The following is a 19,131-nucleotide window of genomic DNA, read 5'->3' on the forward strand; positions in this document are numbered from 1 at the left end:
CAATAACCTTGTGTTCCCAAACCGGAAACGAGACTTGTGTCAATTCTGCAAGCCTCTGAATTATTTGCTCGTTGGAGGCCAATTGAGGCTTCTTGAAGGTTGACGACACCATTTCGCCCCGTTTTGCCGGCTCGTCAACTCACCAGACATTACATTCCGTTACACACAGGCACCTGCAAAAGGTGCCGGCCGTTACACGCGCACCTTCACATAGGTGCCGGGGGCATCACCCAGGGTTTTCATATGCTTGCCCGGTTTGCGGGCCGGAACGAGGGTGTCGTCCTGGGTTTCGATCCAGTGCTGCCAGTGCGTCCACCAGGAGCCGGGATGCTCCACCGCGGAGGCGAGCCACTGGCCAAAATCGCCTGTCGGTTTGCCGCCGGTCCAGTACTGGTATTTCTTGGCTGCCGGCGGGTTGACCACACCGGCAATGTGGCCGGAACCAGCCATCACAAACTCGACGTCGCCGCCGAAATATTGCGAGCCGAGAAACACCGAAAGGGCCGGCGCGATGTGATCTTCCTTCGACGCCAGGTTGTAAACCGGGATGGTGACGTCGGCCAGCGACACAGTGCGGCCGGCGAGTTCCATCACGCCACGAGTCAGATTGTTCTCGAGATAACAGTTGCGCAGGTAGAAGGAGTGGTTGGCGGCCGCCATGCGGGTGGAATCGGCGTTCCAGTAGAGCAGGTCGAAGGGAAGGGGATCCTTGCCGCGCATGTAATTGTTGATGACATAAGGCCAGATCAGGTCGCCCGAGCGCAGCATGTTGAAGGCGGTCGCCATCTTGGTGCCGTCGAGGTAGCCCTTTTCGTTCATCGATTTCTCGACCGCTGCCACCTGGTCCTCGTCGACGAAGACTTTCAGGTCGCCGGCATGGGTGAAGTCGACCTGCGTGGTGAAGAAGGTCGCCGATTTGATGCGGTTGTCGCCTTCCTGTGCCAGCAGTGCGAGTGCGGCCGCCAGCAGCGTGCCGCCGACGCAATAGCCGATGGCGTTGACCTCTTTCTCGCCGGTCGCCTTCTCGATCGTGTCGAGGCCGTATTGCAGGCCTTCCCGTATGTAAGCTTCCCAGCCCTTGGCGCCGTGCCGCTCGTCGGGATTGATCCAGGAGATGACGAACACGGTATGGCCTTGCTCGATCGCCCAGCGGATGAAGGACTTTTGCGGGTTGAGATCGAGGATGTAGAACTTGTTGATCCAGGGCGGGCAGATCAGCAGCGGGCGCTTGAGCACCGTCTCCGTCGTCGGATCGTACTGGATGATTTCGGCGACATCGCTGCGCCCGACCACCTTGCCGGGAGATGTCGCGACGTTCTTGCCGATCTCGAAGGGCGAATAGTCAGCTTGTCTCAGCTTCAGGTCGCCCTTGCCGGCGGCGATGTCTTCGGCCAGCATCTTCATGCCGCGCACCAGATTTTCGCCATTCGAGGCAACGGTTTCTCGAAACAGCTCCGGATTGGTCAGGATGAAGTTCGACGGCGAGATGGCATTGGACACCTGCTTGACGTAGAAGCTGGCCTTATGGCGGGTGTGATCGTCGAGGCCTTCGGCGTGCTCGACCAGGTCGGCCGCCCAGCGCGAGGTGACGAGATAGGCCTGTTTGAGGAAATCGAAGAAAGCGTTGCGACCCCATTCGGGGTCTTGAAAACGCTTGTCGCCGCGCTCGGGCTTGACCGCATCTTCGGGCGCCTCGGCATTCGGGCTAACCTTCTGGATGGCGTTGCCCCAGACCGTCATGTAGCCGGCGAACAGTCGCGTCTGCGCTTCCAGCGCGCGTTGCGGGTCGGCCAGCCAATATTCGCTGAGCTTGGAAAAGGTTTTTACCATGTCGACCACGGGTTCGGCGACATGATCGCGCACCTCGCCCTTTTCGCGCGGCTCGGCCCAGGCGGAGGCGGCTTTGCCGGCCTGCTCGACCATGCGCGCCATGTTCAACGCGAAGCGTTCCGGGTCTTTCACCAGATATTGCTCGACGGTCGAAGATTGATCATCTTCCGCTTTGCTCGAATCAGGTGTTTTGGACATGGCTCGCGGGGTTCCTCCCGAGGCGTTTTCTTGACATATTATCATGGGACATCTGACCGGGTCCAATGCGCTGTACCCCGGCTGCCAGGAAAACAATATGACGATTAACACCGGCGAGACCATTTTTTCGGGGGCAGGCCGCTTTTGCCGCATCGCGGTTGCAATCGCCTGTCTGGCGCCAGGGCTGCTGGCGGCAAGTGGCTGCACGAGCGCCAACACCGGCAACGGGATGAATGTCGGCCTGACCCAGGGCGCGCAGGACACCGGCTCTTATCCCAATCTCAACATCCCACCGCAGGTGGCGGCAAAGCAACTCACCCCTGAGGAGACGCAGGCCAAGCTTGCCCAGTTGAAGGGCGAACAGCAGGGGCAAGTGGCCAAGGGCGGCGGCGGTGCCCCGTCCACCAGCCCGGCGGCGCTGAATTCGCTGGCGAAGAACCATGGCAAGGACACGCTGAAGCAGATCGAAGCCAAATGCGATCCCGCCCTCGACCCTACCTGCAAATAAGGCTATATCGCGCGCCGAAAGCGGTCTTTGCCAAGGGCGCCTAGCCAAGCCAACTGTGCTGAAGCCAATCTTAAATCGTCTGGAACTGACATGGAAGAATTTCACAAGGTCCGCCGGCTTCCGCCCTACGTGTTCGAGCAGGTCAACCGGCTGAAGGCCAGCGCCCGTTCGCGCGGCGCTGACATTATCGACCTTGGCATGGGCAATCCCGACCTGCCGACTCCGAAGGCGATCGTCGACAAATTGTGCGAAGTGGTGCGCGATCCGCGCACGCATCGCTATTCCTCCTCGCGCGGCATCCCAGGTCTGCGCCGCGCCCAGGCCGCCTATTATCAGCGCCGTTTCGGCGTGAAGCTCAATCCCGACACGCAGGTGGTGGCGACGCTCGGTTCGAAGGAAGGCTTCGCCAATATGGCGCAGGCGATCACCGCGCCGGGCGACGTGATCCTGTGCCCCAACCCGACCTATCCGATCCATGCTTTCGGCTTCATCATGTCGGGCGGCGTCATCCGTTCGCTGCAGGTCGAACCGGATGACGGCTTCATCCCGGCGCTCGAGCGCGGTGTCCGTCATTCGATCCCGAAGCCACTGGCATTGATCCTCAACTATCCGTCGAACCCGACGGCGCTGGTCGCCTCGCTCGATTTCTACAAGGACGTGGTCGCCTTCGCCAAGAAGAACGACATCATCATCCTGTCGGACCTTGCCTATTCGGAGATCTATTTCGACGGCAATCCGCCGCCTTCGGTGCTGCAAGTGCCGGGCGCCATCGATGTCTGCGTCGAGTTCACCTCGATGTCGAAGACCTTCTCCATGCCCGGCTGGCGCATGGGCTTTGCCGTCGGCAATGAGCGGCTGATCTCGGCGTTGACGCGGGTGAAGTCCTATCTCGACTACGGCGCCTTCACGCCGATCCAGGTGGCGGCGGCGCATGCGCTGAATGGCGACGGCGCCGACATCGCCGAAGTGCGCGAGGTCTATTTGAAGCGCCGCGACGTCATGGTCGACGCCTTCAGCCGCGCCGGCTGGACCATTCCGGCACCGGCTGCCTCGATGTTCGCCTGGGCGCCGATCCCGGAGCCGTTCAAGCATCTCGGCTCGCTTGAGTTTTCCAAGCTCCTGATCGAGCACGCCGACGTGGCGGTGGCGCCGGGCATCGGCTTTGGCGAGCATGGCGACGATCATGTCCGCATCGCGCTGGTCGAGAACGAGCACCGGATCCGGCAGGCGGCGCGCAACATCAAGCGCTTCCTGGCGTCCAGCGCCAAGCAGCCGAACAATGTGGTGCCGCTCGCCGCGCATCGCTAAAGTCGCCGCACATCTTATTCGAGCAGATTTTTTGAGGGGCGTCGCCGGGCATGGCTGAAGCGTTGCGTGTTGGAATTGCGGGTCTGGGTACGGTTGGCGCCTCGGTGGCGCGCGTGCTGCGCGACAAGGCAGCGGAGCTGACGCGCCAGTGCGGACGCGATGTCATCGTCACGACCGTTTCCGCGCGCGATCCCAAGCGCGACCGTGGCGTCGACCTCAGCGCCGCCAAATGGTTCGACGATCCGATCAAGATGGCGCAGACCGCCGATATCGACCTCTTCGTCGAACTGATCGGCGGCGACGAAGGGGCAGCGCGCGCGTCGGTCAAGGCAGCACTTGAAGCCGGACGTCATGTCGTCACCGCCAACAAGGCGCTGTTGGCCAAGCACGGCGTGGCGCTTGCCGAAATCGCCGAGAAGAAGGGCGTGCTGCTCAACTACGAGGCGGCAGTTGCCGGCGGCATCCCGGTCATCAAGACGATGCGCGAGGCGATGGCCGGCAATTCGGTCACTCGCGTTTTCGGCATCCTCAACGGCACCTGCAACTACATCCTGACCCGCATGGAGGCCGAGGGCATCTCCTTCGACGAGTGCCTGAAGGACGCGCAACGGCTGGGCTACGCCGAAGCCGATCCGACTTTCGATATCGAGGGCCATGACACGGCGCATAAATTGTCGATCCTGACCAGCCTGGCCTTCGGCACCAGGATCGCCGCCAATGACATCTACATGGAAGGCATTTCCAATATCAGCCAGGCCGATATCCGCGCCGCGGGCGACCTTGGCTACCGGATAAAATTGCTCGGCGTCGCGCAGCGCACCGACAGCGGCATCGAGCAGCGTGTGCACCCGACCATGGTGCCGACCGCGTCGGTGATCGCACAGGTGCATGGCGTTACCAATGCGGTGGCCATCGAAACCGACATTCTGGGCGAACTGCTGCTCTCCGGCCCGGGCGCCGGCGGCAACGCCACCGCGTCCGCCGTGGTCGGCGATATCGCCGACATCGCAAAGAGCCGGCCGGGCTTCCAGCACGGTCCGGTGTTCGGCCTGCCGGCCAAGGAACTGCGCCCCTACAAGAAGGCCCAGATGCGCAGCCATGCCGGCGGCTATTTCATCCGGCTGACCGTGCACGACCGCATCGGCGTCTTCGCCGCGATCGCCAAGCGCATGGCGGACAACGACATTTCGCTGGAATCGATCGTCCAGCATGCCGTCAGCGGCGAGACGGACGCGCAAAAGACGGTGATCCTGGTCACCCACGAGACGACGGAAGCAGCGGTGCGCAAGGCTGTCGACGGCATCACCAAGGACGGCCACCTCACAGACAAGCCGCAGGTTATCCGCATCGAGCGTGCGGGCTAGGCCAAGTCATTTTTCTCCTTTAACCGATTGATGCTGCTGCTGAAAAGTGGTTCAGACGCCATAATGCTCTATCTCTTTGATTTGGAGCCGGATTGAGATTTCAGGTCGAACCCACCAATCATCATCGGGCTCTGGCGGAGGCGTGAGCCGCGAGATCAAGGCGCGTCACCAGGATGTGGAAAAGTTTTGAGACTTTCCTGTTTAGCCGTCGCATATTGCCGGAAATGACAATCTATAGATTACGCCTCCTATGACGGGCGACAAACGCTTCTTCCTCGATGTCAGGCAGTCGGCGACCGGTGTTTCCTGGGAACACCGGTTGAGCGAGCGGCAGGACATGACTGCGCTCGCCATAGCGCAGGGCCACGGCGTGCCCGACATTGTGGCGCGCGTGCTCGCCGGGCGCGGCGTCACCGCGGACCAGGCCGAGCGCTTCCTCGATCCGACGATCCGCAATCTGTTGCCGGATCCGGCTTCGCTGACCGACATGGGCAAGGCTGCGACCCGCATCGCCGAAGCGGTCATGGCCAAGGAGAAGGTGGCAATCTTCGGCGACTACGATGTCGACGGCGCCGCCTCTTCGGCGTTGCTCAAACGCTTCCTGACGCATTTCTTGGTGCCTTCGGAGATCTACATTCCCGACCGCATCTTCGAGGGCTACGGCCCCAATCCGGAGGCTATGCGCGAACTGGTCTCGCGCGGCGCGACGCTGATCGTCACCGTCGATTGCGGCACCAACAGCGCTGTCTCCATTGATGCCGCCAAGGCCGCAGGCGCCGATGTGGTGGTGCTCGACCACCATCAGGTCGGCGGCCCGCTACCGGAGGCGACCGCGGTCGTCAATCCCAATCGCGAGGACGACCTTTCCGGGCAAGGCCATCTGTGCGCCGCCGGTGTCGTCTTCCTCACTCTGGTGCAGACGGCGAGGGTCCTGCGCAGCCGATTGCCCGACGCAGCGCCACCGGACCTGTTGTCGTTGCTCGACTTGGCGGCGCTGGCCACGGTTTGCGATGTGGTGCCGCTCATCGGCGTGAACCGCGCTTTCGTCGTCAAGGGACTACAGATGGCGCGGCAGCAGAAGAATGAGGGGCTCGCCACACTGGCGCGGGTGTCCCGCATTGGTGAGCCGATAAGCACCTTTCATCTCGCCTATCTGATTGGGCCGCGCATCAATGCCGGCGGCCGCATCGGCGATGCAGCACTTGGCAGCCGGCTGCTCGCCACCGACGATCCGGTTGAGGCCAGGACCATTGCCGAGACACTCGACCGGCTCAACCAGGAACGCCAGCAGATGGAGCTGGAGATGCTGGCAGCGGCGCGCGCCGAGGCTGACGCCGAACTTGCCGGCGGCAACGGGCCGGCCATCATCGTCACCGCCAGCACCAATTGGCATCCCGGCATTGTCGGCTTGATCGCCTCGCGGCTGAAGGACCATGCGCGGCGGCCGGCCTTCGCCATCGCCTTCAACGCCAATGGCATCGGCACCGGCTCCGGCCGTTCGGTGTCGGGCTTCGATCTCGGACGGCTGGTGCGCGCAGCCGCCGATGCCGGGCTGATCGACAAGGGCGGCGGCCACGGCATGGCCGCCGGCATCACGGTGGAACGCGCCAAGCTCGGCGAACTCCGTGCTTTCTTCGAGGAGCGCGCGGCGGCCGAAGTGTTCCGGCTGCAGGACGAAGAAAGTCTGGCCGTCGACGGCGCGCTCGCCGCCGAGGGCGCGACGATTGCTTTGCTCGATGCACTGGAAAAGGCCGGGCCTTTCGGCGCCGGCCATGTCGCGCCGGTGTTCGCGCTGCCGCGCCATCGGCTGGCCGACGCGCGGGCCGTCGGCACCAACCACATCCGGGCCGATCTGCAGTCGGAAAGCGGCGGCCGCATCCAGGGCATCGCCTTTCGATCCGTCGATACCGCGCTGGGCGAATTCCTGTTCAAGAACAGGGGCAACACGATCCATGTAGCCGGCTCGCTGTCGGGGAATTATTGGAACGGCAACCGCACGGTGCAGTTCCGCATCACCGATGCAGCCAAAGCCTGACATTGCCGAATTGGTTTAAGCGAGAACCGTCTGCAGCCGCTTCAACTCGCTGATCTGCGCCATCGTCGCCTGGTAACCGACGCTGATCGCCTCATCCGCGCGGTGGAATTCGGTCAAGCCGATATGGCTGAGTTTCGGTTGCAGCGACATGTCGGGCGGATCGCCCGCCAGCCTTGCGCGTGAAATCCGGTCCTGGATGATGTTGAAAGCTTCGACCATGACGCCGGTGATGCCGAGACGGCTCTGGTGCGGCTGGTGGTCGGGGCTGGCCTGGCCTGGCCGGGGCGCGTCCTTCTCGATGAGCAGTTCGCCGGCGCTGTGCTTGATGACGGCGGCGCGGCCGAACAGATCGTAGTGAAGGTTGACCGCGACGACCAGCGGCTGCTCGTAGGCGCGGCAGACCGAAACCGGAACCGGGTTGACCAGCGCGCCGTCGACCAGAATGCGGCCGTTGCAATTCACCGGTTCGAACACGCCGGGCAGCGCATAGGAAGCCCGCATCGCGGTGATCAGCGAACCGCTGGACAGCCAGATCTCATGGCCGGTGCGAATTTCGGCGCCAACGGCGACGAAGGGTTTCGTCAGATCCTCGAAGCGGATGCCTGCCATGTGCTCGCGCAGCCTGACGTCCAGTTTCATGCCGCCGAACAGGCCGCTGCCGCGCAGATTGAGATCGAGCAGGCCGAAGATGCGCCGCTTGGTCAGGCTGCGGGCGAACTCCTCGAGTTCGTCCAGCTTGCCGGCGAGATAGCAGCCGCCAACCAGCGCGCCGATCGAGGTGCCGGCGATCATTGAGACTTCGATGCCGGCTTCGTCGAGCGCGCGCAGCACGCCAATGTGCGCCCAGCCGCGTGCGCAGCCGCCGCCCAGCGCGAGCGAAATGCCTGTCTTGCCCGCGGGTTGCGGGTCAGGCACCCCGCCGGACGATGAGGGGCCATTGGCCTCCCGCACGTCCGGTCTGCTACGCAATGACGCCCACTCGAGCATCATGATCTCCCTTGTCCCGCGTCCGTTCTACAGGAAGGACGTTTGAGAATAGTGAATATGAGTGGTTTGCGACTGTTGAATGGTTCACGCGGGCTTCCGATAGGTTTTTTCCGCATCGAACAGCGGCGTGCTGCCATCGTCGGCAAGCGTTGCCTTGCCGCCGATTAGCCCCACCGTCCGATAAAAACATGAACGCCGGCCGGTGTGACAAGTTGCGTCGTGGCCCAACACTTTGACGCGCAACCATATGGCGTCCTGGTCACAATCCGTGAGCATCTCGACGACGGTCTGAAAATTGCCTGATGTTTCGCCCTTCTTCCACAGCGTGCTGCGCGAGCGCGACCAGTAGTGCGCGATGCCGGTTTCGAGCGTCAGCGCCAGCGCCTCGGCATTCATATGCGCGACCATCAGCAGCATACCGTCAGCGGCGTCGGTGACGACGACGGTGACCAGCCCGGCAGCATCGAAGCGCGGGGAAAACACCGCGCCTTCTTCGAGAGCCTTCTTGTCTGATGGAGCCTTGGGAAATGTTAGTGCCGACATCGCCGGTCCTTGATCTAGCGATGCCGGCGAGAGGCTTACGCCCCGAGGCCGCGCACCATGGTGACGAAACGGACCTGTTCCTCGGGCGTGTCCTTGAACACGCCGGTGAAGGTCGAGGTCAGCGTGGTGGAGCCCTGCTTGCGGATGCCGCGCATGGCCATGCACATATGCTCGGCCTCGATCATGACGGCGACACCGCGCGGATTGAGCACGTCCTGGATGACGCCGGCGATCTGTGCGGTCATGGCCTCCTGAGTCTGCAGGCGATGGGCGAAGATATCGACCACACGGGCGATCTTGGACAGGCCGACGACCTTGCCATCCGGGAGGTAGCCGACATGCGCCTTGCCGATGATCGGCACCATGTGGTGCTCGCAATGCGAGTGGAACTGGATGTCCCTGACGATGACGAGATCGTCATAGCCGGCGACTTCCTCGAAAGTGCGGCCGAGCTCTTCGGCCGGGCACATGTCATAGCCGTTGAACATTTCGAGAAAGGCCTTGGTGACGCGCTTGGGCGTGTCGATCAGGCCCTCGCGGTCCGGATTGTCGCCGGTCCAGCGCAACAGCGTGCGCACGGCGGCCTCGACCTCGGCTTCGCTCGGCCTGTCGGTGACCGGCTTGTCCAGATAGTCGGAAGGGGGCATTATTTTCTTGATGACGGCATCCATAAAGGCGTCTCCCGTAGTTCCTCTCTCAGGAGGAACGAGTTGAACGGACCACGACCTTTCGGGTGCTGAAAACTCGCCCGGTTTCCAGCCCGCAAGCGGCGTGAACGAAATGGGCAAGGACGATGGCTTTGCGTTGCCTTGTCGATACCCGACTGCCACCATTATATATGGTCGTACGCAGCGAATGAAAGACGGTACAACGGCAATCGCTGTTCGCTTGGCGGCGACGGATTGGAAAAATATGATTGACGACGTCTACAATGCGAAAATTCTGGGATTTGCCGGAAACATCGCCCGCGTCGGCCGGCTCGATCATCCGGATGCGACGGCCAAGGCCCATTCCAAATTGTGCGGCTCGACGGTGACCATCGACCTCAAGATGGACAATGGCGTCGTCACCGATTTCGCGCATGACGTGAAGGCCTGCGCGCTCGGCCAGGCCTCGTCCTCGATCATGGCTCAACATGTCATCGGCGCCAGCGCCGACGAATTGCGGGCGGTGCGCGACACCATGCTGAAGATGCTCAAGGAAAATGGCGCGCCGCCGCAAGGCCGCTTTGCCGATCTGAGATATCTGGAGCCGGTGCGCGACTACAAGGCGCGCCATGCCTCGACCATGCTGACCTTCGATGCGGTCGTCGATGCCATCGGTCAAATCGAGAAGAAACGCGCAGAAGAAGCAGCGTGACATAGCGCGGGCTTCGCGCAGGACATGACGGAGGAAGTGTTTGCATTGGTTGATGGTGGCTTCGGGCCTTGTGGTTTCGCTGGTCACGAGTGGCTATGCTGCCGGCGCAGAAAACGCCTCGCAGCAGAAGGCTGCCGCCTACCTCGCTGACAAGCTGGCTGGCTGCTGGATTATCCCCGTCGGCGACGAACTTGTGGCCACACGCGTCAAAATCAGCTTTAACCGGGATGGTTCGCTGGCGGCGCCGCCGAAGGTACTCAATCTTGCAACAGAACCACAGGGCAAGAAGTTCGATGACAGCGCAGTTCGGGCGATTACCCGTTGTGCGCCCTTCATTGGCCTTGCGATTTATGCCGATAGCTACCAGGCTTGGCGCGAGACGACGGTCAATTTCGACGGCCGAGTGATGTCATCCGGCGCGCAGCAGAAATAGAACCGAGGGCTTAAGAAGCACGACGGCTTAGGTCTGCTGTTCCTGCGCCCGTCTGCTTTCGGCAAATTCGCTTCTCACCCAGTCGGCAAAGGCCTTAGCCGGCTCCGGCAGGTCCTTCAAACTCCTGGCCACCAGCCAGTAGGCGCCGGATGCGACGTCGATGTCGAACGGCTTGATCAGCGCGCCGGACGCAATCTCCTCGCCGATCTGCAAGAGGTCGCCCAGCGCCACGCCGTGGCCGAGCAGGGCGGCCTGCTTCGACAGCGACACATCCGCCAGCATAGGGCCGCGCGCCGGAATGGCGTCGGCGGCGACGCCAGCCGCTTCGAACCAGCGCGCCCAGCCCTGACGATTTTCCTCGTGCAACAGCGTGTAGCGGGCAAGGTCGAGCGGCTTTTCGAGGGCAGGGCCCGATCCCAGCAAGGCCGGCGACAGGACCGGTGAATCGACGGTCGAGGCTAGCCATTCGGCCTCGCTGCGCGGCCATGAGGTGGCGCGCGCGCTGAAGCGCAAGGCGAGTTCGGGCTGATCGCTGCGGAACTCGATCGGCCTTGGGTCAACTTCGAGGGAAACGTCGATATCGGGCCGCAACTGGCTGAAGCGGTTGAGCCGCGGCAACAGCCATACCGAGGCCAGCGACGGCTCGACACTGACGCGGACCACCGACTGCGCCGGAACAGCCACCAGGTCCGAAAGCAGCCTGTCGATGTCATCGAAACTCCTGACCAGCTGATCGAGCAGGCGCTGGCCGGCCTCGGTCAACTCGACGCGGCGGTGATGACGGTGGAACAAGGGCTGGTGCAGGAACTGCTCGAGTTCGCGGATCTGCCGACTGATGGCGGCCTGCGAGACGAACAGCTCCTCGGCGGCCCGGCTAAAGCTCAATTGCCGGCCGGCTGCCTCGAAACTTCGCAACGCCGTCAGGGGCAACCGTCCGCGCTTCATTTCGCATAACCCGAAGTTATCCGAACCGGAAATTATACTCGTTTGAAGGCGAAGGCCAGCGGGCGTCTAATCCGCTCTTAGAGGAGACACGGACATGATCCAGTTTCTGGAAATCTTTGGCGATGTGATGCGGATCGCGACGTTTCAATGGCGTGGCGACAGGCAGCATCATGTGCAGCGCACCGAGCAAAGGCCGGCCACCCGCTGGGCGGCTCCAGCGGAGCGGCATCCCTTTCGCCGCTCGCGACCCTGAAGCCGACAAAGAGGCGAGTGAAGAGGATTGCGTTTGCCGGCCGAAGCTCACATCTATCGGTTTGGAAACGCAAGCTGACCCGGAAGCCGGTTTCGGGGTCGCGTTCGGAAAGAGACTGCGGTGGGCGACCAGCATCGGCATGTGCATGCCGCCGGACGGACCCGGCGCGGGCGCAACTGGCCCGGTCCCTGGCGCAAAACACCCGGCCGCATTTTCGGCACGTCGCTGGTGCGCCTCTATCAACTGACGCTGTCCGGATTTGTCGGCAATTCCTGCCGGCATCTGCCGACCTGTTCCGAATACGCGCATGAGGCAATCGCCCGCCATGGCCTGTGGGCCGGCGGCTGGATGGGGCTTTTTCGCGTGCTGCGCTGCGGGCCGTTCGGAACGCATGGTGTCGACCGCGTGCCGGAGGTGCTCGCTCCGAGCTACGTCTGGTTCACGCCATGGCGTTATTGGCAGATCGGCAGGAAGCGCGGCGAGGCCTGACGGCGGACGCGCTGGGTCCCTGATATAGATCGCCAGGGCGGCATTTCTTTACGATCCGGTAGGGTTAACAACGGCCTGCACAAAGACTGCGCATTTGAGTCAAAATCGAGCCAAGACACTTCGCTAAGCGCCTCCTGTTCATTCCCAGGAGAGCCCACATGCGTCGGATCGAAACCCATCCCTTCATCATTGCCGCGGTCCTCTTCCTGCTGGCCTGGTTTCTGGGATTTCCGATGCGGGCGCAATCGGCGCCGCTTGGCGATTTCGCCTGCACGCTTATCCAGGACGCGGCGAGCGGCGAGACGCTCTATCAAAGCGGCGTCTGCGACCAACGCGTCAGCCCGGCGTCGACCTTCAAGGTGCCGCTGGCGCTGATCGGCTACGACAGCGGTGTCCTCAGCGACGCGCATACACCGAGCTGGGACTACAAGCCTGAGTTCAACGCCGTGAAGCGCGACCACAAGGCCGTCGACCCGACGATCTGGGAGCGCGACTCGATCGTATGGTATTCGCGCGAGATCGTGCGCCGGCTCGGCGCAAAAAGCTTTGCCCTCTACGTCTCGAAATTCGGCTACGGCAACATGGATGTCTCGGGCGATGCCGACAAGGACAACGGGCTCACGCAATCCTGGATAAATTCCTCGCTTGAGATATCGCCGGTCGAACAGACAGCCTTCCTGCGCCAGCTGCTCGCCGGCAAGATGCCGGTTTCTGCCAAGGCGCATGAGATGACCCGAGCCATCCTGCCGACTTTCCAGGCCGGCGGCTGGACGGTGCGGGGCAAGACCGGCAGCACCAGGCTGGGAAACAGCAAGGACAAGCGCGCGCTGGGCTGGTTCGTCGGCTGGGCCGAAAAGGGCGGCCGCCGGATCGTCTTCGCCCGGCTGGTCGTCGACACCAAGCCGATCGACATGCCGAAAGGCCCGGCGACACGCGCGGCGTTACTGAGGGAGTTGCCGCAACTGGTGAAGTGAACTTGCTTTAGCTTCAAGTGCTCCGGCGGGCACGAAGGATGTGGCCGCCGGAATTCCTTGTCTCCGCCTTTGGCGTCCTGGAGAAGCGGGCGGCGATGTCGCTGCTTTCCAGATCTTCGATCTCATCGAAGCCGAGCTCGCGCAGCGATTGCGCCAGTGCCGCGGGCACGAAGAAGCTGATCCAGGGCTCTCCGGCAGCGGCGACGCGCGCCGCATGGAAAGAGAGGGCAGCCTGTCCAGCCGCATCGCGGTTCTCGGCCGGCTCGCTGTAGTCGAAGACGACCTCCGAACCGGGCATGCCGGCAATCCAGGACAGGGTGCTGAAGATTGCGTCCTGGCTCAGATACGGAACGACACCCAGCCAGATGAAGAAACTGGGCTCGGTCTGCCGCAAACCGGCCGATGCCAGGCCATCCGCGGGGCGCTGGCGCTCGAAGTTGACCGGCACGAACATGGTGGCCCGCGGTTCGGCAAGACCAGCATCGGCGATGCATTTGCGTTTCCAGGCCTGTGTCGCCGGGTGATCGACTTCGAACACCGCGACATCAGGGTACGGATTGCGCAGCGAGAAAGTGTCGAGGCCGGCGCCGAGCACCACCACTTGCTGGACGCCCCGGCGCACCGCCGCAGCCAGCCAGTCCTCGGCGAGGCGGGCGCGCGCTGCCACGAACAGGCGCATGCGCCGGCTGCGCTCACCTTCCTGCTCGAGCTCCTGCACCGTCGGTGCGGCATCGCCCAGTATCGCACTCGCATATGGGTCGCGAAACAGCGCCGCCTGCTGCGAGAACTGGTGGAGGGCCCGCATGCGCGCGACGCCCAAGGCGGTTCGGCTGGATTTTGCGTCTTCCATGCCGGGGATTCCAACCTCGTGTCGGGGAAATTCGCAAGCCTGTGCGACTGGCCTGCGACATCTGTCGCGCCATTTCCTGACACCTGCGCCAACGACGGCTCTTTACCTGATGCCGCGTGGCCTCTAAAACCCGCCCGCTGCCGGATGCCTCCGGCTTCACACCACGACCACCCGCGCTCGTTTGCGGGACTGGATAGGAGATACAAATGCTGAATTCCGTTTCCCTGACATTTCCCGATGGCTCCGTCCGCGACTATGACGCGGCGATGACCGGTGCAGGCCTCGCCGAATCGATCTCGAGGTCGCTGGCCAAGAAAGCCGTCGCCTATGCGATCGACGGCACCGTTCGCGATCTTTCCGACCCACTTGGCAAGTCCGGCAAGGTCGAGATCATCACCCGCACCGATCCGCGCGCGCTGGAGCTCATCCGTCATGATGCAGCACACGTGCTGGCGGAGGCCGTGCAGGAACTGTGGCCGGGAACGCAAGTGACCATCGGGCCGGTGATCGAGAACGGATTCTATTACGACTTCGCCCGCAACGAGCCGTTCACGCCTGACGATTTCCCGGTGATCGAAAAGAAGATGAGCGAGATCATTGCGCGTAACAAGCCGTTCACCAAGGAAGTCTGGTCGCGCGACAAGGCGAAAAAGGTCTTTGCCGAGAAGGGCGAGCGCTACAAGCTCGAGCTGATCGACGCCATTCCCGAAGACCAGGATCTCAAGATCTATTCCCAGGGTGACTGGTTCGACCTCTGCCGCGGCCCACACATGGCCTCCACCGGGCAGATCGGCAACGCCTTCAAGCTGATGAAGGTGGCCGGCGCCTATTGGCGTGGCGATTCGAACAACCCCATGCTGACCCGCATCTACGGCACGGCCTGGGCCGAGCAAGCTGAACTCGATGCCTACCAGACGATGCTGGAAGAGGCAGAGAAGCGCGACCACCGCAAACTCGGCCGCGAGATGGACCTGTTCCATTTCCAGGAAGAGGGGCCGGGCGTCGTCTTCTGGCACGCCAAGGGCTGGAAGATGTTCCAGAATCTGGTCAACTACATGCGCCGCCGCCTCGACGAGCAAGGCTACCAGGAGGTCAACGCACCGCAGGTTCTCGACAAGAGCCTGTGGGAGACGTCGGGCCACTGGGGCTGGTATCGCGATGCCATGTTCAAGGTGACGGTGGCCGGCGACGACACCGACGACGACCGCGTGTTCGCGCTGAAGCCGATGAATTGTCCGGGCCACGTGCAGATATTCAAGCATGGGTTGAAATCCTATCGCGATCTGCCCGTAAAGCTTGCGGAATTCGGCAATGTGCATCGCTACGAACCGTCCGGCGCCTTGCACGGGCTGATGCGCGTGCGCGGCTTCACGCAGGACGATGCGCATATCTTCTGCACCGAGGAGCAACTGGCCGCGGAATGCCTGCGCATCAACGATCTGATCCTGTCGACCTACGCCGATTTCGGCTTCGACGATGTCAGCGTGAAGCTGTCGACGCGGCCGGATAAGCGCGTCGGCACCGACGAGGCCTGGGATCATGCCGAGGCGATCATGGGCAACGTGCTGGATACGATCAGGACGCGATCGGGAAACCGCATCAAGACCTCGATCAATCCGGGCGAGGGCGCTTTCTACGGGCCGAAATTCGAATATGTGCTGAAGGACGCCATCGGCCGCGAATGGCAGTGCGGCACCACGCAGGTCGACTTCAATCTGCCGGAACGCTTTGGCGCCTTCTACATCGGTTCGGATTCGGAAAAGAAGCAGCCGGTGATGGTGCATCGCGCCATCTGCGGTTCGATGGAACGCTTTCTCGGCATCCTGATCGAGCATTATTCCGGCCATTTCCCGCTGTGGTTCGCGCCGCTGCAGGTGGTTGTGGCGACGATCACCTCGGATGCTGACGACTATGCGCGAAAGGTTGTCGCACAGTTGAAGGCGGCAGGACTTTTGGCCGAACCGGATCTGCGCAACGAGAAGATCAACTACAAGGTGCGTGAGCATTCGCTGGCCAAGGTTCCTGTGATCCTCGTCTGCGGCAAGCGCGAGGCGGAGGAGGAGACGGTCAACATCCGCCGGCTTGGCTCGCGCGATCAGGAATCGCTCAAGCTGGCCGACGCGCTGAAGCTGCTTTCCGACGAGGCTGTTTCGCCCGACCGAAGGCGCAACGCGGCCTGAGCAATCAATATTTCGGAGAAATGGCGGTGGAGCGATCCACCGCCATTTTCACATGCCTGTCACGCCAACCTTGTAACGAGCCCCCATGCTCAAGCTGAAGATACGGGAAAGACCGTTTCCCGAACTCTCCTACGCCAATGCGAGCCAGCCGGCGCTGACGCGCTGGTTCATCCATTCCATTGAAGGTCTGTCGGGGCGCGACCGGTATGCCGCGCTCTATGATTTCTGGCGCCGCCAGGTGGCGCCGACCGGCGAGCGGGTGTTCAGCCGCATGCTGCAGCTGATCGACGTCAAGGTGCGCAGCACCGATCAGTGGCCGCCGGCGGGGCTGCCCGACACGCCGCTGGTGATCGTCGCCAACCACCCGTTCGGCATTGGCGACGGCATTGCCGTGCTGTCGCTCGTCGAGCAGCTCGGGCGTCCGTTCCGCGTCATGATCCACAAGGATCTGCTGAAGATCCGCGAGATGGAACCGTACTCGCTGCCGATCGACTTTTCCGAGACCAAGGACGCGGTGAAGAACAACATGGCGGTGCGCCAGGAGGCAGTGCGGCTGTTGAAAGAGGGCGTCACCATCGTCGTATTTCCGGCCGGCGGCGTCGCCACCGCGCCGAAAGGCTTTGGCCGGGCGCGCGACCTGCCGTGGAAGATGTTTCCGGCGCGCCTCGTGCAGGACGCCAAGGCGTCGGTGGTGCCGATGCATTTTTCAGGTCAGAACGGCCGGCTGTTCCATCTGGTCAGCGGTCCGATGAACATGGCCGAGCGCGAAGGAAGGCTGGCGAAATTCGTCGGCAAGGCGTCGCTGACGTTGCGCCTTTCAATGCTCATCCGCGAATTTGCGCGGCTGTCCGGCAAGGCGATCGACGTGCGCGTCGGCGATGTGCTGAGCTGGGATGAGTTGGAGCCATTGCGCGACCGCGAGACGCTGCTCGACCGTCTTCATCGCGGTGTCTTCGACCTAGCGCCCGACGCGCCGCGCGGCCGGGTCCACTTCCTGAAGCGCCGCCTGTGCAAGGCCGCCTGACGTAGCCCTGAACTACCACTTCAACTGAGCAGCCAAACCGATGCCAATGGGCGCGCCGGTCAGTCGGCGCCTTCCTCCGGATCGATCGCAGAGGCATCAGTGGCCAGCACCTCGATCTCCTGGTTCTGCCCAGCGACCACGGTGAAATCCTTCTGGTAGATGCGGTCGCGGTTCTTGGCGATGATGGTGTATTGGCCTTCGGCCAGCACCATCGAGGCGAAGGCGCCGACGGCCTCCTTGATCGGATCGCCGGATTCGTTGAGCAGCGACCAGGATGTATCGGCGATAGCCTCGCCGCCGGTCTCGCGCACCAGCTTCATGGTCTCCTCCGCCGCGCGATGCTCGACGGTGGCTTCGGTCAGCTTGCCGGCTTCGACACGGATGTCGGAGCGAATGACGGCATTGACCGCGCCATAGGTGGAGACGACATGATAAACGCCGGCGTTGAGCCGCACGACGCTGTTGGGCTCCACATCGGGAATGATCAAAGCGCGGTCGCCATTGGCCTCGGCGGTGCCCTCGTAAATGGAGAAGCGCAGTTTTTTCGGCGGAATACGCACGCCGCCCGACAGCACCGCGTCGAGCTTGAGGCCGCCGGCATCGAGCACCAGGCTTTCGCGCCTGGCGTCCTTGCCGACGGTGATGCGCTTGGTGGCGCCGGCGCGTCCGTAGGAGGCGTGGACCAGATAGCTGCCGGGCTCGAGCTGGAACACAGCGCTGCCGCCATGCGCGGAAGCCACCATCGGCAGCTTGCCGTCGCCGGCGGCCTCGGGCTTGAAGACGCGCCAGACGATGCCGCGCGTGATGTCGGCGCCCTTGTCGGTCAACTGCGCCGACAGCGTTATGGCGCCGCCGCCACTGAGCGCCAGCGGCGTCTCGCCCTTGGGCGTCGCATAGCTCGAAATATCGGGAAGTTTCAGATTGCCGATGCCGTCGGCATTCTGCGCCATGGCCATTGACGCCGGCGCAAACAGCGCTACGGCGAGCCAAATCAGGAAAAGGCGCGATGTCCCCTCAAACATGCCTTGCGTTGAAGCCCAAGGCGGTGGCAATTTCAAGGCTTAAGAGTCCGACCGCCTTGGCAACAGGTTCTTTCGTCCGGCGCGCCCGCGCCAATGCCCGAGCCGCCCCGATCCGCAATGGCGCGCTTCAGCTCAAAATCGAGTGCTTTAGGAGACCTGGCCCCCATGGCGTCGCCGATCATCGACTTCCTGCTGACCCGAAACTCCGCACCGATTCCTGAATTGAAGGAACCGGCGCCCAGCGATGGCGATATCGCGACCATGATCGCGGCTGCAAGCCGGGTGCCCGATCACGGCCGGCTGGAGCCGTGGCGCTTCATCCTTTATCGCGGCGAGGCGCGCGTCGAGATCGGCAGGAAGCTGGCGGCGCTCGCCGAACAGCGCGAAGGACCGCTGCCGGAAAACCGCCGCAACCAGGAGCTTGCGCGGTTTTCCCGCGCGCCGCTGGTGATCGGCGTGGTGTCGGTTCCGAAGGACAATCCAAAAATCCCGCAATGGGAAATGTTCCTGTCCGGCGGCATGGCGGCGCTGAACCTGATGATCGCGGCCAACGCGCTGGGCTATGGCACCAACATGATCAGCAACTGGTATTCCGACGTCGCGGAGGGCAGGGCGATCCTGGGGCTGGCGCCGCAGGAGCGCGTCGTCGGCTTCATCCATGTCGGCTCCTACCAGGGCCCGGCGCCGGAACGGCCGCGGCCCGATCCGGCAAAGCTCTATGCCGATTATACTGGGCCGTGGAACGGCTGACACCCGAAAGCGATTCCCCTTTATTTAAACACAGGCTAAGACAGCGGCTTCGGCGATGCGTTGGGGGTTGGCGCATCGA

Annotated in this window: 19 protein-coding genes; 12 read left to right on the forward strand and 7 right to left on the reverse strand. The window is 62.9% G+C overall.

Annotation, left to right across the window (positions count from 1 at the left end; genetic code table 11):
• Window positions 1–192 precede the first annotated feature (192 nt).
• Complete coding sequence (phaC, locus tag ACYG9R_RS23925) at window positions 193–2,028, reverse strand: class I poly(R)-hydroxyalkanoic acid synthase (RefSeq protein ID WP_023691127.1); 1,836 nt, start codon at window positions 2,026–2,028, stop codon at window positions 193–195.
• 97 nt (window positions 2,029–2,125) lie between these two features.
• Between phaC and ACYG9R_RS23930 the strand changes: the two genes are divergently transcribed.
• The 4 genes from ACYG9R_RS23930 to recJ all read left to right on the forward strand — a co-directional run bounded on the left by ACYG9R_RS23930 (window position 2,126) and on the right by recJ (window position 7,243).
• Complete coding sequence (locus ACYG9R_RS23930; RefSeq protein WP_023667627.1) at window positions 2,126–2,536, forward strand: hypothetical protein; 411 nt, start codon at window positions 2,126–2,128, stop codon at window positions 2,534–2,536.
• Window positions 2,537–2,626: 90 nt separating this feature from the next.
• Complete coding sequence (locus ACYG9R_RS23935) at window positions 2,627–3,844, forward strand: LL-diaminopimelate aminotransferase (RefSeq protein ID WP_023681615.1); 1,218 nt, start codon at window positions 2,627–2,629, stop codon at window positions 3,842–3,844.
• 50 nt (window positions 3,845–3,894) lie between these two features.
• Window positions 3,895–5,208, forward strand: a complete 1,314-nt coding sequence (locus ACYG9R_RS23940) for a homoserine dehydrogenase (protein ID WP_023822996.1) — start codon at window positions 3,895–3,897, stop codon at window positions 5,206–5,208.
• A gap of 250 nt (window positions 5,209–5,458) precedes the next feature.
• Complete coding sequence (gene recJ / locus ACYG9R_RS23945; RefSeq protein WP_023822995.1) at window positions 5,459–7,243, forward strand: single-stranded-DNA-specific exonuclease RecJ; 1,785 nt, start codon at window positions 5,459–5,461, stop codon at window positions 7,241–7,243.
• A 15-nt stretch (window positions 7,244–7,258) separates the two neighbouring features.
• Here the strand turns inward: recJ and ACYG9R_RS23950 are convergent, their stop codons facing one another.
• The 3 genes from ACYG9R_RS23950 to folE form a co-directional block, all read right to left on the reverse strand.
• Window positions 7,259–8,230: a patatin family protein gene (locus ACYG9R_RS23950; protein ID WP_023667624.1), complete on the reverse strand. Its 972-nt coding sequence runs from the start codon at window positions 8,228–8,230 to the stop codon at window positions 7,259–7,261.
• An 84-nt stretch (window positions 8,231–8,314) separates the two neighbouring features.
• Window positions 8,315–8,773, reverse strand: a complete 459-nt coding sequence (gene hisI, locus ACYG9R_RS23955; protein WP_023695458.1) for a phosphoribosyl-AMP cyclohydrolase — start codon at window positions 8,771–8,773, stop codon at window positions 8,315–8,317.
• A 35-nt stretch (window positions 8,774–8,808) separates the two neighbouring features.
• Window positions 8,809–9,444 carry a GTP cyclohydrolase I FolE gene (gene folE, locus ACYG9R_RS23960; protein WP_023667622.1) on the reverse strand — a complete coding sequence of 212 codons (636 nt, stop codon included), beginning with the start codon at window positions 9,442–9,444 and terminating at the stop codon, window positions 8,809–8,811.
• Between the two features lie 241 nt (window positions 9,445–9,685).
• On the opposite strand from folE, the gene ACYG9R_RS23965 reads away from it, so the two are divergent.
• Window positions 9,686–10,132, forward strand: a complete 447-nt coding sequence (locus ACYG9R_RS23965) for an iron-sulfur cluster assembly scaffold protein (protein ID WP_023691130.1) — start codon at window positions 9,686–9,688, stop codon at window positions 10,130–10,132.
• A 40-nt stretch (window positions 10,133–10,172) separates the two neighbouring features.
• The gene (locus ACYG9R_RS23970) at window positions 10,173–10,565 is read left to right on the forward strand and encodes a hypothetical protein (protein ID WP_155923149.1); all 393 of its coding nucleotides are present in this window, start codon (window positions 10,173–10,175) and stop codon (window positions 10,563–10,565) included.
• Window positions 10,566–10,592: 27 nt separating this feature from the next.
• Here ACYG9R_RS23970 and ACYG9R_RS23975 read toward each other — a convergent pair whose 3' ends face one another.
• Complete coding sequence (locus ACYG9R_RS23975; protein ID WP_023667619.1) at window positions 10,593–11,510, reverse strand: LysR substrate-binding domain-containing protein; 918 nt, start codon at window positions 11,508–11,510, stop codon at window positions 10,593–10,595.
• A 94-nt stretch (window positions 11,511–11,604) separates the two neighbouring features.
• Between ACYG9R_RS23975 and ACYG9R_RS23980 the strand changes: the two genes are divergently transcribed.
• The 3 genes from ACYG9R_RS23980 (at window position 11,605) to blaOXA (ending at window position 13,226) form a co-directional block, all read left to right on the forward strand.
• Entirely contained in the window at window positions 11,605–11,763 is a 159-nt protein-coding gene (locus ACYG9R_RS23980) for a hypothetical protein (RefSeq protein ID WP_023667618.1), read from the forward strand.
• Window positions 11,764–11,883: 120 nt separating this feature from the next.
• Window positions 11,884–12,252, forward strand: a complete 369-nt coding sequence (gene yidD, locus ACYG9R_RS23985; protein ID WP_023822994.1) for a membrane protein insertion efficiency factor YidD — start codon at window positions 11,884–11,886, stop codon at window positions 12,250–12,252.
• A 158-nt stretch (window positions 12,253–12,410) separates the two neighbouring features.
• The gene (blaOXA, locus tag ACYG9R_RS23990; protein WP_023695454.1) at window positions 12,411–13,226 is read left to right on the forward strand and encodes a class D beta-lactamase; all 816 of its coding nucleotides are present in this window, start codon (window positions 12,411–12,413) and stop codon (window positions 13,224–13,226) included.
• Between the two features lie 13 nt (window positions 13,227–13,239).
• Here the strand turns inward: blaOXA and ACYG9R_RS23995 are convergent, their stop codons facing one another.
• Window positions 13,240–14,076 carry an SAM-dependent methyltransferase gene (locus ACYG9R_RS23995; protein ID WP_023695453.1) on the reverse strand — a complete coding sequence of 279 codons (837 nt, stop codon included), beginning with the start codon at window positions 14,074–14,076 and terminating at the stop codon, window positions 13,240–13,242.
• Window positions 14,077–14,282: 206 nt separating this feature from the next.
• Between ACYG9R_RS23995 and thrS the strand changes: the two genes are divergently transcribed.
• Together thrS and ACYG9R_RS24005 are read left to right on the forward strand one after the other, a co-directional pair.
• Window positions 14,283–16,256, forward strand: a complete 1,974-nt coding sequence (gene thrS / locus ACYG9R_RS24000; RefSeq protein WP_023822993.1) for a threonine--tRNA ligase — start codon at window positions 14,283–14,285, stop codon at window positions 16,254–16,256.
• A gap of 85 nt (window positions 16,257–16,341) precedes the next feature.
• A complete protein-coding gene (locus tag ACYG9R_RS24005; RefSeq protein WP_023822992.1) occupies window positions 16,342–17,280 on the forward strand; it encodes a lysophospholipid acyltransferase family protein in 939 nt (312 codons plus the stop codon).
• Window positions 17,281–17,339: 59 nt separating this feature from the next.
• Here ACYG9R_RS24005 and ACYG9R_RS24010 read toward each other — a convergent pair whose 3' ends face one another.
• The gene (locus ACYG9R_RS24010) at window positions 17,340–18,302 is read right to left on the reverse strand and encodes a hypothetical protein (RefSeq protein ID WP_023822991.1); all 963 of its coding nucleotides are present in this window, start codon (window positions 18,300–18,302) and stop codon (window positions 17,340–17,342) included.
• Window positions 18,303–18,467: 165 nt separating this feature from the next.
• Between ACYG9R_RS24010 and ACYG9R_RS24015 the strand changes: the two genes are divergently transcribed.
• Window positions 18,468–19,052, forward strand: coding sequence for a nitroreductase family protein (locus ACYG9R_RS24015; RefSeq protein ID WP_023735303.1), 585 nt, complete (start codon window positions 18,468–18,470; stop codon window positions 19,050–19,052).
• Window positions 19,053–19,131: the final 79 nt, after the last annotated feature.

This window comes from Mesorhizobium sp. RSR565B (assembly GCF_054719465.1).

Coding starts and splice junctions, on each gene's coding strand:
- ACYG9R_RS23965 (WP_023691130.1), top strand. CDS start 9,686: ATGATTGACGACGTCTACAATGCGAAAATTCTGGGATTTGCCGGAAAC.
- ACYG9R_RS24005 (WP_023822992.1), top strand. CDS start 16,342: ATGCTCAAGCTGAAGATACGGGAAAGACCGTTTCCCGAACTCTCCTAC.
- ACYG9R_RS23975 (WP_023667619.1), bottom strand. CDS start 11,510: ATGAAGCGCGGACGGTTGCCCCTGACGGCGTTGCGAAGTTTCGAGGCA.
- ACYG9R_RS23950 (WP_023667624.1), bottom strand. CDS start 8,230: ATGCTCGAGTGGGCGTCATTGCGTAGCAGACCGGACGTGCGGGAGGCC.
- ACYG9R_RS24010 (WP_023822991.1), bottom strand. CDS start 18,302: ATGTTTGAGGGGACATCGCGCCTTTTCCTGATTTGGCTCGCCGTAGCG.
- blaOXA (WP_023695454.1), top strand. CDS start 12,411: ATGCGTCGGATCGAAACCCATCCCTTCATCATTGCCGCGGTCCTCTTC.
- hisI (WP_023695458.1), bottom strand. CDS start 8,773: ATGTCGGCACTAACATTTCCCAAGGCTCCATCAGACAAGAAGGCTCTC.
- folE (WP_023667622.1), bottom strand. CDS start 9,444: ATGGATGCCGTCATCAAGAAAATAATGCCCCCTTCCGACTATCTGGAC.
- ACYG9R_RS23930 (WP_023667627.1), top strand. CDS start 2,126: ATGACGATTAACACCGGCGAGACCATTTTTTCGGGGGCAGGCCGCTTT.
- ACYG9R_RS23980 (WP_023667618.1), top strand. CDS start 11,605: ATGATCCAGTTTCTGGAAATCTTTGGCGATGTGATGCGGATCGCGACG.
- ACYG9R_RS23935 (WP_023681615.1), top strand. CDS start 2,627: ATGGAAGAATTTCACAAGGTCCGCCGGCTTCCGCCCTACGTGTTCGAG.
- ACYG9R_RS24015 (WP_023735303.1), top strand. CDS start 18,468: ATGGCGTCGCCGATCATCGACTTCCTGCTGACCCGAAACTCCGCACCG.
- phaC (WP_023691127.1), bottom strand. CDS start 2,028: ATGTCCAAAACACCTGATTCGAGCAAAGCGGAAGATGATCAATCTTCG.
- ACYG9R_RS23995 (WP_023695453.1), bottom strand. CDS start 14,076: ATGGAAGACGCAAAATCCAGCCGAACCGCCTTGGGCGTCGCGCGCATG.
- ACYG9R_RS23940 (WP_023822996.1), top strand. CDS start 3,895: ATGGCTGAAGCGTTGCGTGTTGGAATTGCGGGTCTGGGTACGGTTGGC.
- thrS (WP_023822993.1), top strand. CDS start 14,283: ATGCTGAATTCCGTTTCCCTGACATTTCCCGATGGCTCCGTCCGCGAC.
- recJ (WP_023822995.1), top strand. CDS start 5,459: ATGACGGGCGACAAACGCTTCTTCCTCGATGTCAGGCAGTCGGCGACC.